The 13285-nt window shown below is 57.3% G+C and carries 9 protein-coding genes; 6 read left to right on the plus strand and 3 right to left on the minus strand.

Annotation, left to right across the window (positions count from 1 at the left end; all coding sequences use genetic code 11):
* The first annotated feature begins 52 nt into the window (after positions 1–52).
* Together EHN06_RS08385 and EHN06_RS08390 are read left to right on the plus strand one after the other, a co-directional pair.
* On the plus strand, positions 53–2455 hold the full coding sequence (locus tag EHN06_RS08385; protein ID WP_127331907.1) for an ATP-binding protein: 2403 nt from the start codon (positions 53–55) through the stop codon (positions 2453–2455).
* On the plus strand, positions 2448–3314 hold the full coding sequence (locus EHN06_RS08390; RefSeq protein ID WP_228257441.1) for a universal stress protein: 867 nt from the start codon (positions 2448–2450) through the stop codon (positions 3312–3314). Before EHN06_RS08385 ends, EHN06_RS08390 begins: the two co-directional genes overlap by 8 nt.
* 20 nt (positions 3315–3334) lie before the next feature.
* Here the strand turns inward: EHN06_RS08390 and ftsH are convergent, their stop codons facing one another.
* Genes ftsH through ggt form a run of 3 tightly spaced genes read right to left on the minus strand, consistent with a single transcriptional unit; the run spans position 3335 to position 7296 of the window.
* Positions 3335–5245: an ATP-dependent zinc metalloprotease FtsH gene (gene ftsH / locus EHN06_RS08395; protein ID WP_127331911.1), complete on the minus strand. Its 1911-nt coding sequence runs from the start codon at positions 5243–5245 to the stop codon at positions 3335–3337.
* Positions 5242–5490 (minus strand): YkoF family thiamine/hydroxymethylpyrimidine-binding protein, encoded by a 249-nt coding sequence (locus EHN06_RS08400; RefSeq protein ID WP_127331913.1) that lies wholly within the window; start codon positions 5488–5490, stop codon positions 5242–5244. The genes ftsH and EHN06_RS08400 overlap by 4 nt, the downstream gene beginning before the upstream one ends.
* A gap of 42 nt (positions 5491–5532) precedes the next feature.
* Positions 5533–7296 carry a gamma-glutamyltransferase gene (ggt, locus tag EHN06_RS08405; RefSeq protein WP_127331915.1) on the minus strand — a complete coding sequence of 588 codons (1764 nt, stop codon included), beginning with the start codon at positions 7294–7296 and terminating at the stop codon, positions 5533–5535.
* Positions 7297–7428: 132 nt separating this feature from the next.
* Here ggt and purU point away from each other — a divergent pair, with 132 nt between their 5' ends.
* The 4 genes from purU (at position 7429) to pheA (ending at position 13249) form a co-directional block, all read left to right on the plus strand.
* Positions 7429–8283 (plus strand): formyltetrahydrofolate deformylase, encoded by an 855-nt coding sequence (purU, locus tag EHN06_RS08410; RefSeq protein WP_127331917.1) that lies wholly within the window; start codon positions 7429–7431, stop codon positions 8281–8283.
* Between the two features lie 127 nt (positions 8284–8410).
* Positions 8411–11017 (plus strand): DNA gyrase subunit A, encoded by a 2607-nt coding sequence (gene gyrA, locus EHN06_RS08415; protein ID WP_127331919.1) that lies wholly within the window; start codon positions 8411–8413, stop codon positions 11015–11017.
* A 52-nt stretch (positions 11018–11069) separates the two neighbouring features.
* The gene (gene serC / locus EHN06_RS08420; protein ID WP_127331921.1) at positions 11070–12152 is read left to right on the plus strand and encodes a 3-phosphoserine/phosphohydroxythreonine transaminase; all 1083 of its coding nucleotides are present in this window, start codon (positions 11070–11072) and stop codon (positions 12150–12152) included.
* Complete coding sequence (gene pheA, locus EHN06_RS08425; RefSeq protein WP_127331923.1) at positions 12152–13249, plus strand: prephenate dehydratase; 1098 nt, start codon at positions 12152–12154, stop codon at positions 13247–13249. Before serC ends, pheA begins: the two co-directional genes overlap by 1 nt.
* Positions 13250–13285: the final 36 nt, after the last annotated feature.

Below are 13285 nucleotides of genomic sequence, written 5' to 3' on the forward strand. Positions count from 1 at the left end.
GGTCTGGCATCAAGACATTTCGCTATGCCATTGAAGCCGTCAGGAGGATGTAATGCCGTTACCTGCCCCTTTAACAGAAGCCCAGGTCTACCACGGTTGTCCAGTCGAAAGGCTGGATTTTGTTACCACGGACGACCTCAAAGACCTGGAGCGGCCTTGCGGTCAGGACCGTGTTCTGAGAGCCCTGGAGTTCGGGGCAAGTGTACAGGCTGGCGGCTTCAATCTCTTTGTACTGGGGCCATCCGGTGCAGGCAAACACGAGTTGGTCGAACGCTTCCTGTCTCAACACGCTGCCCGACAGCCAGAACCCCCCGACTGGTGCCACGTTTATAACTTCCGGTTCTCAGATCGTCCGAAGGCCATACGACTGCCGGCGGGTGAAGGACGGCAGTTCAAGAAAGACCTGAGTGATTTGGCCGAGGAGCTTCGCACGGCCATCCCGGCGACTTTTGAGAGTGAGGAGTACCAGGCCCGGCTCCAAGAGCTGCAGGAAGAAATGACTAAGCGCCAGCACCAGGGCCTGTCTGATATCCAGGAAGAGGCGAACCGCAATAATATAGCGATGATCACCACGCCGGCCGGCTTTACCTTTGCACCCATGCGAAAAGGTGAAGTGATCGACCCTGAGGAATACAAAAACTTCTCTGATGAAGAGAAGCAACTGATTGAGTCCAAGGTCGAAGACCTGCAGAAGAAACTCCAACAAACTATCCAGCAGATTCCCAGGTTGCGGAAGGAAGTACGGGAACGGATTCACGCCCTGAATGAGGAAATGGTGCAGTTGACCCTCGGTGGCCCCATTGGTGAGCTGCGGGAAAAGTGGTTGCACCTTTCGCACGTTGTCGACTATCTGGATGCGGTTCGTGAAGACGTGGTTGAACACGCGGAGGCTTTCCAGGACAGCGATAACGGCCCCCCTGTTGGTTTGCTGGCCCGCTACAGGGCCAACTTGCTGGTCGATAACGCGGATACCGTGGGTGCACCAGTGATCTACGAGGATCTACCCAATCACCAGCATCTGGCGGGGCAAATTGAGCACCGGGCCCACCAGGGCAATCTCTACACCGATTTCACCCTTATTCGTGGTGGTTCCATGCACAGGGCGAACGGAGGTTACCTGATTATTGATGCCCGGCGGGTGCTGACCCAGCCAATGGCGTGGGAGAGCCTTAAACGGATTCTGTTTTCAGGTGAGATCCGCATTGAGTCGCTGGAGCATCTTTATGGTCTGGTCAGTACGGTGAGTCTACAGCCGGAGCCGATACCGGTATCGGTCAAGGTGGTGTTGCTCGGGGATCGAATGCTGTATTACCTCCTTTCCCATTACGATCCTGACTTTCTGGACCTGTTCAAGGTAGAAGCGGACTTCGAGGATGATCTCGACCGAAATGACGACTGCTACGAACTCTACTCCCGGATGATCGCTACCATGGCCAGGGCTCTGAAAATGCGCCCGTTGGAACGTGATGCGGTGGCCCGGCTAATTGAACATGCCAGCCGCCTGGCGGCGGACCAGCGCAAGTTGACCGCCCATGATCGCGTGCTCCGGGATATTCTGAGCGAGGCAGATCACTGGGCTGGTCAGTCCGGCGCGGATACGGTTGAAGCCGAACACATCCAACAGGCCATCAATGAGCGGGAATACCGTGCCAGCCGGGTTCGAGAGCAAAGTCGGGAACAGATCAGCCGGGGCGTTGTGATGATTGCCACGGAAGGTGAGGAAGTGGCGCAGGTTAACGGCTTGTCGGTGCTAAGGCTTGGCGCCTCTATGTTCGGGCAGCCTACGCGGATTACCGCGACAGCTCGTCCGGGCAAGGGGCAGGTCGTGGATATCGAACGTGAGGCCAAACTTGGTGGCCCCATACATAGCAAGGCTGTAATGATTCTCTCCCGATTTCTGGCAAGTCGTTATGCAGGAGAAGGGGAGTTGTCCCTGTCTGCAAGTCTGGCTTTTGAGCAGTCTTACGGCGGCGTTGAAGGTGATTCTGCTTCAGTTGCAGAGACCTGCGTGCTGCTTTCGGCGATTGCCCGGATTCCACTGAAACAGTCGTTTGCCGTTACCGGTTCGATGAATCAACATGGTGAGGTTCAGGCGGTAGGTGGGGTCAACGAAAAAATAGAGGGCTTCTTTGATGTTTGCCGGGAGGCTGGTGAAGTGCGGGAGCAGGGAGTACTAATGCCGGCCAGCAACGTGGAACACCTCATGCTCAGAACCGATGTGCGTCAGGCCATCGTTGACGACCGGTTCCGGATTTATCCGGTGTCAGATATCAATCAGGCTATTGAGCTTTTAACGGGGCTTGAAGCTGGCGAACCTGACAGCAATGGTGAGTTCCCGGAAAACAGCTTTAACCGGAAGGTTGCCGAGCGATTAAAGCAGTTCGCCGAGGCCAGCAAGAAGCAGGATGACAACGGAAAAGCGAACAATAACAGCGGGAGCGGTGACAGTGGCTGACGCACCCGAAAAGCAGGTCGGCTCAGACACACCAGCGGGACGCGTATTGGTGCTTTTGGATGGCTCCAGAATGAGTTACGCCGCATTGAATGCGGCCGCAGATATTGCAGCGTGCACAGGAGCGGATGTGCTGGGTGTTTTCGTTGAAGAGCAGAACCTGTTACGCAGTGCGGGCTATGGATTTGCCAGGGAAGTAGGCGCAGCCTCAGGTATCAGCCGGCCTTTGGATGTCACCATACTGGAGCGCCGCATGCAACGCCTGGCAATGGAAGTGAAAGAAGCACTGGCACGTGCGGTAAGCAGCCGTGGCAGATCTCACGAACTGAGCGTTGCCCGAGGTCGGGTCGTGGATGAAGTGCTCACTCTGGTAAGCCCGCAGGATCTGCTCGTGCTTGGTCGTGTCGGCTGGTCGTCGGTACCAGGATCTCGTCTTGGATCCACTGCCCGGGGATTGATTCGCAAGTCGCCCTCCAGGGTTCTGCTATGGTCTGAAGGTGCCGTATCGGACAAAAATCGGATTGTTGTGCTGCTGAATGATCATGCCGATGCCAATCGCCGGGCTATCCAGGCAGCCACAGAAGCCTCCCGTTATCATCATTTGCCGGTCACTGTGTTGTTGCGCTCTGAGGGCGATGTATCGGCGGTGCAGCTTGAGACGATCAGGCAAGATCTGGATTTTTCTGGCGCGGGCACCCGATTAAGGGTATTGCCTGCTACGGATCCGGCCACTGTCGCCAGAGTGTTGCGCGAAGAATGCGCCGCCCAACTGGTGGTCAGCCGGGAATGTTCGCTGTTTAGTAATCCGGAAGCAGACCAGTTGCTGATTGCCCTCAACTTACCCATTACCATCACTCCCTGAGGGGCAGGGGGCTGAACTGGTCAGGCAATTTTACGGCTGTCTTCCTTACGCAGAATTTCATCGATTTCCTCGGCTGACAGGGTTTCCTTCTTCAGTACAGCCTTTGCCAGAGCTTCCAACTGGTTACGGTGTTCACTCAGGAAGTCACGGGTTTCTTTCTCCAGTGCCAACAGTTGGGACTGTATTTCCGCATCGATCAGTTCGGCCATCTTTTCGCTGAATTCCCTTGGCAGCCCCATTTCCCGACCAAGAAACACATGCTCCTCGCCAATGCTCAGGCCCAGGGGGCCGATTTTTTCGCTCATGCCCCACTGACCAATCATCCGGCGCACCAGGGTCGTGGCTTCCTTCAGATCGTTCTGGGCTCCGGTGCTTACTTCGCCGTAGATAAGCTTTTCGGAACACCGCCCACCGAGCATCACCTTGATACGGTCCTTCAGGTAGCTTTCCGTGTAAGTGTAATGATCTTCTCTCGGGGTTTGTTCGGTCACGCCCATAGCCATGCCGTGGGGGATGATGGTCACTTTGGTCAGCGGATCCGCATTCGGCATGTAGTAGGCCATGATGGCGTGGCCGCATTCATGGTATGCCACGGCTTCCCGCTCCTTCGGAGTGAGGTGGGCATCCCGCTCTTCGCCAAGAATAATTCGGTCCCGGGCAAGTTCAAAACAGTGTGCATTCACCTCATGGAGATTTTCCCGGGCCGCTGTCAGTGCTGCCTCATTCACCAGGTTTTTCAGGTCCGCGCCGGAGAATCCGATAGTCCGGGCCGCCAGTTGCTCCAGGTCCACATCCTCGGCCAGTGGTACCTTGCGCACATGGACTTGCAGGATGGCCGTGCGTGCATCCTTGTGGGGACGGTCCAGGGTAATTTTTCGGTCGAACCGTCCTGGGCGGAGCAGGGCGCTGTCCAGAACATCCGGCCGGTTGGTGGCGGCCAGCACCAGGACATTTTCATGGGCTTCGAAGCCATCCATCTCGGTGAGGATCTGGTTCAGGGTCTGTTCCCGTTCATCGTGGCCACCACCCAAGCCGGCACCCCGTGAGCGACCAATGGCATCCAGTTCGTCGATGAAGATCAGCGCAGGTGCTTCCTTGCGTGCCTCCTGGAACATATCCCGCACCCGGGCAGCGCCGACACCCACAAACATTTCGATAAATTCCGACGCGCTGATGCTGTAAAAGGGCACTTCCGCTTCACCGGCAATGGCCCGGGCCAAGAGGGTCTTGCCGGTTCCCGGCGGACCAACCAGCAGGACTCCTTTGGGCATCACAGCACCCAGGGCCCGGTACTTTTGGGGGGATTTGAGGAAATCGATGATCTCGGCAATTTCACGTTTGGCGGACTCAATGCCGGCCACATCGTCCAGTGTGGTCGTGGAGGTTTCCCTGCGGGCCCTCCGGGCTTTCGAGCGACTGAAATCGAAGACGCCGCCACCCTGGATCATCTTCTTTTGCGCCGCACCCCAGAACCAGAACATCAACGCCAGTAACAGGAGCCAGGGCAGGAAGCCCCGAATCATCTCCTGCCACCAGGGCAGCCCCGAGGGCGTGGCCTTGATGGTCACTTCGTGTTCTTCCAGCAGAGTCAGCAATGACGGATCTTCCATGGGCGGAAGTATGGTGCGGAACCCTGGACTGCCGGGCCGGGCAGCGCTGTCCGAGCTGAACGATGCAGCGCCACTGTCTGTGAACAGGCCGGTAACCGATTCTTCCTTGAGCGTGACCTCTGCGACCTGATTGTTCTCCACCGCCGTCTTGAAGTCGGAATAGGCCAGGTCCTGAAGCTGGGGCTGCCCGTTGTCCTGTAGCCAGAGCATCATCAGGAATATGGCGGCGCTGAGCCACAGGAACGAGTACCGGTCGGGAAGAGTCGGTTGTGGATTGTTCTCCGGCTTTTGCTGGTTGCCTGGCCCGTTCGGTGCTGTCATTTGGGTCTCCGGTCTCCCTCCATGATCTTCGCCACGAAGACGGATTTACCGTACGTCTCGAATGACCACTTCATGGTATCCGATAGTACCTTCATAACCTCATCATAGTCGCCAAAAATTTCCGTGCTCATACGCCCCGGGTGGACTTCCAGCCCGGTTTGCTCCAGTCGGGTAATGAGATCCCATATGGGCTGTTTGTAGTCGTCTTTCAGTGGATAACAGCTCAGTTGTACAGAAAGGTACATAATGCCTCCGGTCCGGTCAGTGATCCTGGTCAATTACCGTTATCAATAGCCCATGGCTGATGATGTGCTTCGCCTCGGATCTGCGCCACCATGCAAAACGCCATCTTCACCCACCATAATACTCTGGATGGCCCCCATGGCCGAACCCTGGACCACTTTGTGGCCCCGATCTTCCAGCAGGCGGATTGTGTCCGGGCTGATGCCCTGTTCAATCCGAATCTCGTCCGGCAGCCACTGATGGTGCATGCGTGGTGCACTCACTGCGGTCTGGATGTTCATGCCATGATCAATCACATTCAGGATAACCTGCAAGGTCGTGGTAATGATTCGTGAGCCACCCGGGCTGCCTGTTACCAGAACATTTTGACCATTTTTTCTGACAATGGTTGGCGACATCGAGCTTAGCATCCGTTTGCCCGGCTCCACCTTGTTGGCTTCACCGCCGATCAACCCGTAAGCGTTGGGTACTCCGGGCTTGGCGCTGAAGTCGTCCATTTCATTGTTGAGCAGGAAGCCGGCGCCTTCCACCGTGATACCGGAGCCGTAACTGAAGTTGATGGTGTAAGTGTTGGACACCGCATTGCCCCATTTATCCACCACCGAGAAGTGGGTGGTTTCCGGGCTCTCCCAGGCAGCCGGCTGGCCGGGGTTGATGTCACTGGCGGGGCGGGCTTTGTCGGGATCAATACCTTTACGGAGTTCTTCGGCGTAGCCTTTGCTGGTGAGCCCTTTCAGCGGCACATCCACATAATCGGTGTCGCCCAGGTAGCGGGATCGGTCTGCGTAGGCCAGTTTCATGGCTTCCGCCATGTGATGAATCGCCTCGGCCGAGTTGTGCCCGTAGTCAGCCATGGGGAAGCCTTCCAGGATGTTGAGGATCTGGACAATGTGGGTGCCGCCGGAGGAGGGCGGAGACATGGAAAAGATGTCATAGCCCCGATAGCTACCCTGGACCGGCGTACGGACCACCGGGCGGTAGTCTTTAAGATCTTCCCGGGTGATCAAGCCGCCGTGCCGGGCCATTTCTTCAGCAATGAGCGTGGCGGTTTCGCCCTCGTAAAAGCCCTTCACACCGTTATCGGCAATCCGCTGAAGAGTGGCTGCCAGTTCGGGTTGGCGAAACCGCTCGCCGGGTTGCCAGGCACCGCCATTCTCTTTATAAAAGGTGTTGCGGGTGGCAGGCCAGTGTTGAAGCCTTTCCCGGGCCTGTTCCAGACCTTCTGTGAAGCGCAGGGGCACAATAAAACCTTCCCGGGCCAGTTGGATAGCGGGTGCCAGTGCCTGTTTCAGGGAGATGCTGCCATGACGCTCCAGCGCCAGGGCGAGGCCCGCCACGGTTCCTGGTACGCCGGCAGCCAGGTGGGTAAAGCGGCTGCGGTCACGGACGACGTCTCCGGATTCATCCTGAAACATTGTTTCCGTGGCTGCGGCGGGCGCTTTCTCACGGTAATCAATGGCTTCTGGCTCCGAGCCATCCCCTTTGGAAATCAGCATGAAACCGCCACCGCCAATGTTGCCGGAGCGGGGTTGAGTGACCGCCAGGGCAAAACCGGCCGTCACGGCCGCATCCACGGCATTGCCGCCGTTTTTCAATACCTCAAGGGCGACTTCGGTGGCAAGGGTGTGGCTGGTGGCTACCATGCCCTGTTTTGCAGTGACCGGATGAAAACGTTCGCCCTCGAGAATGGCTTGCCCGAATGCGGGCCCGATGGCCATCAGAAAAGCCAGGGCTGCCACAACCGAAAGGCGGCCTGAGCGCGCACTGGCGAGGTTTTGTTTTGTGTGGTGGTAGAGGCCTCTGTCCATATCTCCATTCCTCGTTTCTGGCGTTCAGATAGGCTATGATAGCCGGTCATTTTAATAGGTGCGTGCCGTTAATGTCGGTGGTGATTCCCCGGCGCACCTGCTTTCCCGTATTTCAGTTAAGGAAAGGCTTTCATGGAGCATACTTATCGTCTTGTGATTTCCTGCCCGGACCGGGTCGGAATTGTCGCCAAGGTGAGTAACTTTCTATCCACCTACAATGGCTGGATTACCGAGGCGAGCCACCACTCGGATACACAGACCGGCTGGTTTTTCATGCGCCACGAGATCAAGGCCAGCTCGATTCCCTTCGGCCTGGACCAGTTCCGGACAGCCTTTGAGCCGATTGCCCGCGAGTTCAGCATGAACTGGCACATTGCAGATTCGGCCCGACCCAAGAAGGTGGTCCTGATGTGCAGCAAGGAATCACATTGTGTGGCAGACCTGCTGCATCGCTGGCACAGCCGCGAGATCAATGCCGAGATTGTTGCGGTGATCTCCAACCATGAGGACCTGCGCCGCATGGTCGAATGGCATGAGATACCTTATCACCATATCCCGGTTTCCCGGGACAATCGTGACGAGGCCTTTGGTGAAATCGAGGGGCTGGTCGAGGGGTATGACGCCGATGTAGTGGTGCTTGCCCGCTACATGCAGATCCTGCCGGCGAGTCTGTGTGAAAAGTACGCCGGTAAGGTGATCAACATTCACCACAGCTTCCTGCCGTCTTTCGCTGGTGCGCGGCCGTATCATCAGGCCTACAGTCGTGGGGTCAAACTTATCGGTGCGACCTGCCATTACGTGACCCAGGATCTGGACGAAGGCCCGATCATTGAGCAGGACGTCATCCGCATCAGCCATAGCGACTCCATTGAGGACATGGTCCGCCTCGGCAAGGACGTGGAAAAGAACGTTCTGGCCCGCGGTTTGCGGTCTCATATTGAGGATCGGGTCATCACCTACGAAAACAAGACAGTGGTTTTTAACTAACGCCAGGTCGCTGTATGCCCCGGTAAGGGGCTGACTGTGTTAGTATTGGCCGCTTGTTAAAGAATAACTATGGGGCATAGAAATAGCCCTGAAACGACTTCCAGCAAACGCAAAGGAACCTTTCTCGATGGGTGAGTTAGCCAAAGAGATCCTGCCGGTAAATATTGAAGATGAGTTGAAACAGTCTTACCTTGATTACGCCATGAGCGTTATCGTCGGACGGGCCCTTCCGGATGTTCGTGACGGCCTCAAGCCGGTCCACCGTCGTGTTCTGTTCGCCATGTCCGAACTGGGCAATGACTGGAACAAGGCCTACAAGAAGTCCGCCCGTGTGGTGGGTGACGTTATCGGTAAATATCACCCTCACGGTGACTCCGCGGTATACGACACCATTGTTCGCATGGCTCAGCCATTCTCCCTGCGCTATCCGCTGGTCGACGGTCAGGGCAACTTCGGTTCCATCGATGGCGACAACGCTGCTGCCATGCGTTACACCGAGATTCGCATGGAGAAGGTTGCTCACTCCCTGCTGGCGGATCTGGACAAGGAAACCGTGGATTTCGTCGACAACTATGACGGCACCGAGCGGATTCCCGATGTACTGCCGACCCGGGTCCCGAACCTGCTGGTCAACGGCTCTTCCGGTATCGCAGTTGGCATGGCCACCAACATTCCGCCCCACAACCTGACCGAGGTGGTCAGCGGTTGTCTGGCGCTGATTGATAATCCGGATCTGACCACGGATGAGCTCATGGAGTTCATCCCCGGCCCCGATTTCCCGACCCAGGGGATTATCAACGGCCGTGCCGGTATTGTTGAGGCCTACCGCACCGGCCGGGGTCGCATCTACATTCGTGCCCGCCACGAAATCGAGCACGACAAGAAGACCAATCGCGATGCGATTATCATTACCGAGCTGCCGTACCAGCTAAACAAGGCGCGTCTGATCGAGAAGATTGCCGAGCTGGTCAAGGAAAAGCGCCTGGAAGGCATTACCGAACTGCGGGACGAGTCCAACAAGGAAGGTATCCGGGTTGTGATCGAGCTGCGTCGGGGTGAAAACCCGGAAGTGGTCGTCAACAACCTGTTCGCCCACACCCAGTTGCAGACCGTGTTTGGTATCAACATGGTGGCTCTGATCAACGGCGAGCCCAAGATCCTCAACCTGAAGGAAATGCTCGACGCGTTCGTGCGCCACCGCCGTGAAGTGGTGACCCGCCGGACCATCTACGAGCTGCGCAAGGCCCGTGAGCGCGGCCATATCCTGGAAGGTCTGACCGTTGCCCTGGCCAACATCGATGAAATGATCGAGCTGATCAAGTCTTCTCCCACATCGGTAGAAGCGAAAGAGAAGCTAATGGCCAAGGGCTGGGCGCCAGGCGATGTACTGGCGATGCTGGAGCGTGCCGGTGAAGACGCCTGTCGCCCCGATGATCTGCCGGAAATCTACGGCCTACGCGATGGGCTGTACCATATGTCGCCGGAGCAGACCCAGGCGATCCTGGACATGCGTCTGCATCGCCTGACCGGTCTGGAAACCGAAAAGCTCCAGAACGAGTACAAGGACATCCTTGAGAAAATTGCCGGCCTGCTGGAAATCCTGGCGGACCCGGACCGTCTCATGCAGGTGATCCGTGAAGAACTGGAAGCCGTGGTGTCCGAGTTCGGTGACGAGCGCCGTACCGAAATCACCAGTTCACAGCGCGATCTGACCATTGCCGACCTGATTGATGAAGAAGACCTGGTGGTCACCATTTCCCATGGTGGTTATGCCAAGACCCAGGCCGTTGAAGACTATCAGGCCCAGCGCCGTGGTGGCCGTGGTAAGGCGGCCACGTCCATGAAGGACGAGGATTTCGTGGAGAAACTGCTGGTTGCCAACTCCCACGACACCATTCTGTGTTTCTCCAACCGTGGCAAGGTCTACTGGCTGCGTGTGTTCGAGATTCCCCGGGCCAGCCGCGCTTCCCGCGGCCGCCCCATGGTCAATATCCTGCCGCTGGAGGAAGGTGAGCGTATCACCACCTTCCTCCCGGTTCGTGACTATCCGGAAGACCAGTATGTTTTGATGGCTACCTCTGCCGGGGTGGTCAAGAAGACTCCGCTGCCGAACTTCTCCCGTCCGCGCAGCAGCGGTCTGATTGCGCTGTCGCTGGACGAAGGCGATACCCTGATTGGCGCAGCCATCACCAAGGGCGACGCCGAGGTTATGCTGTTCTCCTCCGCTGGCAAGGCCGTTCGTTTCAACGAAGAGGCAGTTCGTCCGATGAGCCGCACGGCCCGTGGGGTTCGTGGTATCAGGATGCCGGAAGGTCATCACGTGGTGTCCCTGATCATCCCGCAGGAAGGTGGCGTGATTCTGACCGCCAGCGAGAACGGTTATGGTAAGCGTACCGCCATCGACGAATTCCCCACCTATGGCCGGGGCAGTCAGGGCGTCATCGCGATGCAGTGTTCCGAGCGTAACGGTAACCTGGTGACGGCGCTGCAGTTGTTTGATGGCGACGAAATGATGCTGATCTCGGACAAGGGCACGCTGGTTCGTACCCGCACCGACGAAGTGTCGGTGCTGAGCCGCAACACCCAGGGTGTTCGCCTGATCAAGCTGAGCCAGGAAGATGAGCGTCTGGTGGGTGTCGAACGTATCGCCGAAAGCGATGACGAAGACGTCGACGGCGAGGAAAGTCCTGCCGCAGAAGGCGAGACAGCGGATGAGGGCGCCGGCGAGGAATAAGCCGGTGCTTTGCAGAACGAACGATTGGTAAGACTTGAGAGATCACAGGATCATGAGCAGGGCGTATAATTTTTGTGCAGGCCCGGCAACCTTGCCGGAAAGCGTGCTGCAACAGGCACGGGATGAAATGCTCGACTGGCGCGGTACCGGCATGTCGGTGATGGAAATGAGCCATCGCAGTGACGAGTTCGTGGAGATTGCCGAGACAGCTGAAAAGGATCTCCGTGAATTGGCCGGAATTTCAGATGATTACGCCGTACTCTTCATGCAGGGTGGGGCTTCCAGTCAGTTCTCGACCATCCCTCTGAACCTGTTGGGTGACAAGACCTCTGCGGATTACGTGAACACTGGCATCTGGTCGAAGAAGGCCATCGCCGAAGCCAGTCGGTATGGCTCGGTGAACGTGGTGGCCAGTAGTGAGGCGGATGGATTTACCACCATTCCCGACCAAGGTTCCTGGGATACCAATACTGACGCGGCCTACCTGCACTACACGCCAAACGAGACCATTGGCGGCCTGGAATTTGATTTCATTCCGGAAAGCGGCAATGTGCCCCTGGTGGCGGATCTGTCATCCACCATGTTGTCGCGCCCGCTGGACGTGTCGAAGTTCGGCCTGATCTACGCCGGCGCCCAGAAGAACATCGGGCCGTCAGGGCTGGTGGTTGTCATCATCCGCAAGGACCTGCTGGGCAAGGCCCGCAAGGAAACCCCGACGATGATGAACTATCAGGTCATTGCTGATAACAACTCCATGTACAACACCCCGGCCACCTATTCCTGGTACCTGGCCGGTCTGGTGTTCAAGTGGCTGAAGGCCCAGGGTGGTGTGCAGGCCATGGGAGAAACCAACCTGCGCAAGGCGAGAAAGCTGTACGGTTTCATTGATGATAACGATTTCTACGCCAACCCCATTGATCCCCGTTTCCGCTCCTGGATGAACGTGCCGTTCACTCTGGGGGATGAAGCCCTGAACGATGACTTCCTGAAAGGCGCGGATGCCCGTGGGCTGCTGAACCTGAAAGGTCATCGCTCGGTGGGAGGGATGCGCGCCAGCATCTATAACGCCATGCCGGAGGCCGGCGTGGACGCCCTGATCGCCTATATGGCGGAATTTGCGAAGGAGCGGGGCTGATGACCGACGAGCAAACCCGTCTGGGCGAACTGAGGGACGAAATCGACCAGCTTGATCAGAAAATCATGGAGCTGATCAGCGCACGTGCCAAGTGCGCCCAGGAAGTGGCAAACGTCAAGATGAAGGCCAACTCCGGGCAGGACGTGTTCTTCTACCGTCCGGAACGGGAAGCCCAGGTGCTTCGGCGCATCAAGGAGCAGAATCCAGGCCCCTTGTCCGACGAGGAAATGGCGCGGTTGTTCCGTGAAATCATGTCCGCCTGCCTGGCGCTGGAAAAGCCCATGCATATTGCCTTTCTGGGGCCGATAGGCACCTTTACCCAGGCGGCGGCCCTGAAGCATTTCGGCCATTCCGTGGTCAGTGTTCCACTGCCTGCGATTGATGCCGTGTTCCGGGAAGTGGAATCCGGTGCGGCCCATTACGGTGTGGTGCCGGTGGAAAATTCCACCGAAGGCATGATCAACCATACCCTCGACATGTTCATGTCATCGCCCCTGAAGATCTGTGGTGAGGTTCAGCTGCGAATCCACCATCACTTGTTGGTATCGCCTGCCAACAAGGATCAGGAGATCACACGTATTTACTCTCATCAGCAGTCGTTTGCCCAGTGTCGTCAGTGGCTTGACACCCATCGCTATGGAATTGAGCGTGTGACGGTGAGCAGTAACGCCGAGGCCGCACGGCGGGCAGCGGAAGAGCCGGGAACGGCCGCCATCGCAGGTGATATGGCGGCGGAGTTGTACGGGCTTGAGGTTGTGGCCAACAGCATTGAGGATCGTCCGGATAACACCACCCGGTTCCTGATTATAGGCCGGGAAGAGGTGCCCGCCAGTGGTCACGACAAGTCCTCCATCCTGGTGTCCATGCGGAACAAGCCCGGGGCGTTGTATCAGTTGCTGGAGCCATTCCATCGTCACGGTCTCAGCCTGACGCGTATCGAAACCCGGCCGTCCCCCAGTGGTACCTGGGCGTATGTCTTCTACATCGATTTTGAGGGTCACGTGGAAGACGAACAGGTGCGCAAGGTGCTCGCAGACGTTGATGACGAAGCGGTGGAGCTCAAGCGTCTGGGCTCTTACCCCATCGGTGTACTCTAATAACAGTTTTGACAGCGAAACGATTCGGCCAAGCGT

It is taken from the genome of Marinobacter sp. NP-4(2019) (assembly GCF_003994855.1).
In the GTDB taxonomy this organism is placed as follows: Bacteria; Pseudomonadota; Gammaproteobacteria; order Pseudomonadales; family Oleiphilaceae; genus Marinobacter.

What these genes read in the sequence shown, in the direction of transcription:
- serC (WP_127331921.1), top strand. Translation starts at nt 11,070, where the DNA reads ATGAGCAGGGCGTATAATTTTTGTGCAGGCCCGGCAACCTTGCCGGAA.
- purU (WP_127331917.1), top strand. Translation starts at nt 7,429, where the DNA reads ATGGAGCATACTTATCGTCTTGTGATTTCCTGCCCGGACCGGGTCGGA.
- ggt (WP_127331915.1), bottom strand. Translation starts at nt 7,296, where the DNA reads ATGGACAGAGGCCTCTACCACCACACAAAACAAAACCTCGCCAGTGCG.
- ftsH (WP_127331911.1), bottom strand. Translation starts at nt 5,245, where the DNA reads ATGACAGCACCGAACGGGCCAGGCAACCAGCAAAAGCCGGAGAACAAT.
- gyrA (WP_127331919.1), top strand. Translation starts at nt 8,411, where the DNA reads ATGGGTGAGTTAGCCAAAGAGATCCTGCCGGTAAATATTGAAGATGAG.
- EHN06_RS08400 (WP_127331913.1), bottom strand. Translation starts at nt 5,490, where the DNA reads ATGTACCTTTCTGTACAACTGAGCTGTTATCCACTGAAAGACGACTAC.
- pheA (WP_127331923.1), top strand. Translation starts at nt 12,152, where the DNA reads ATGACCGACGAGCAAACCCGTCTGGGCGAACTGAGGGACGAAATCGAC.
- EHN06_RS08385 (WP_127331907.1), top strand. Translation starts at nt 53, where the DNA reads ATGCCGTTACCTGCCCCTTTAACAGAAGCCCAGGTCTACCACGGTTGT.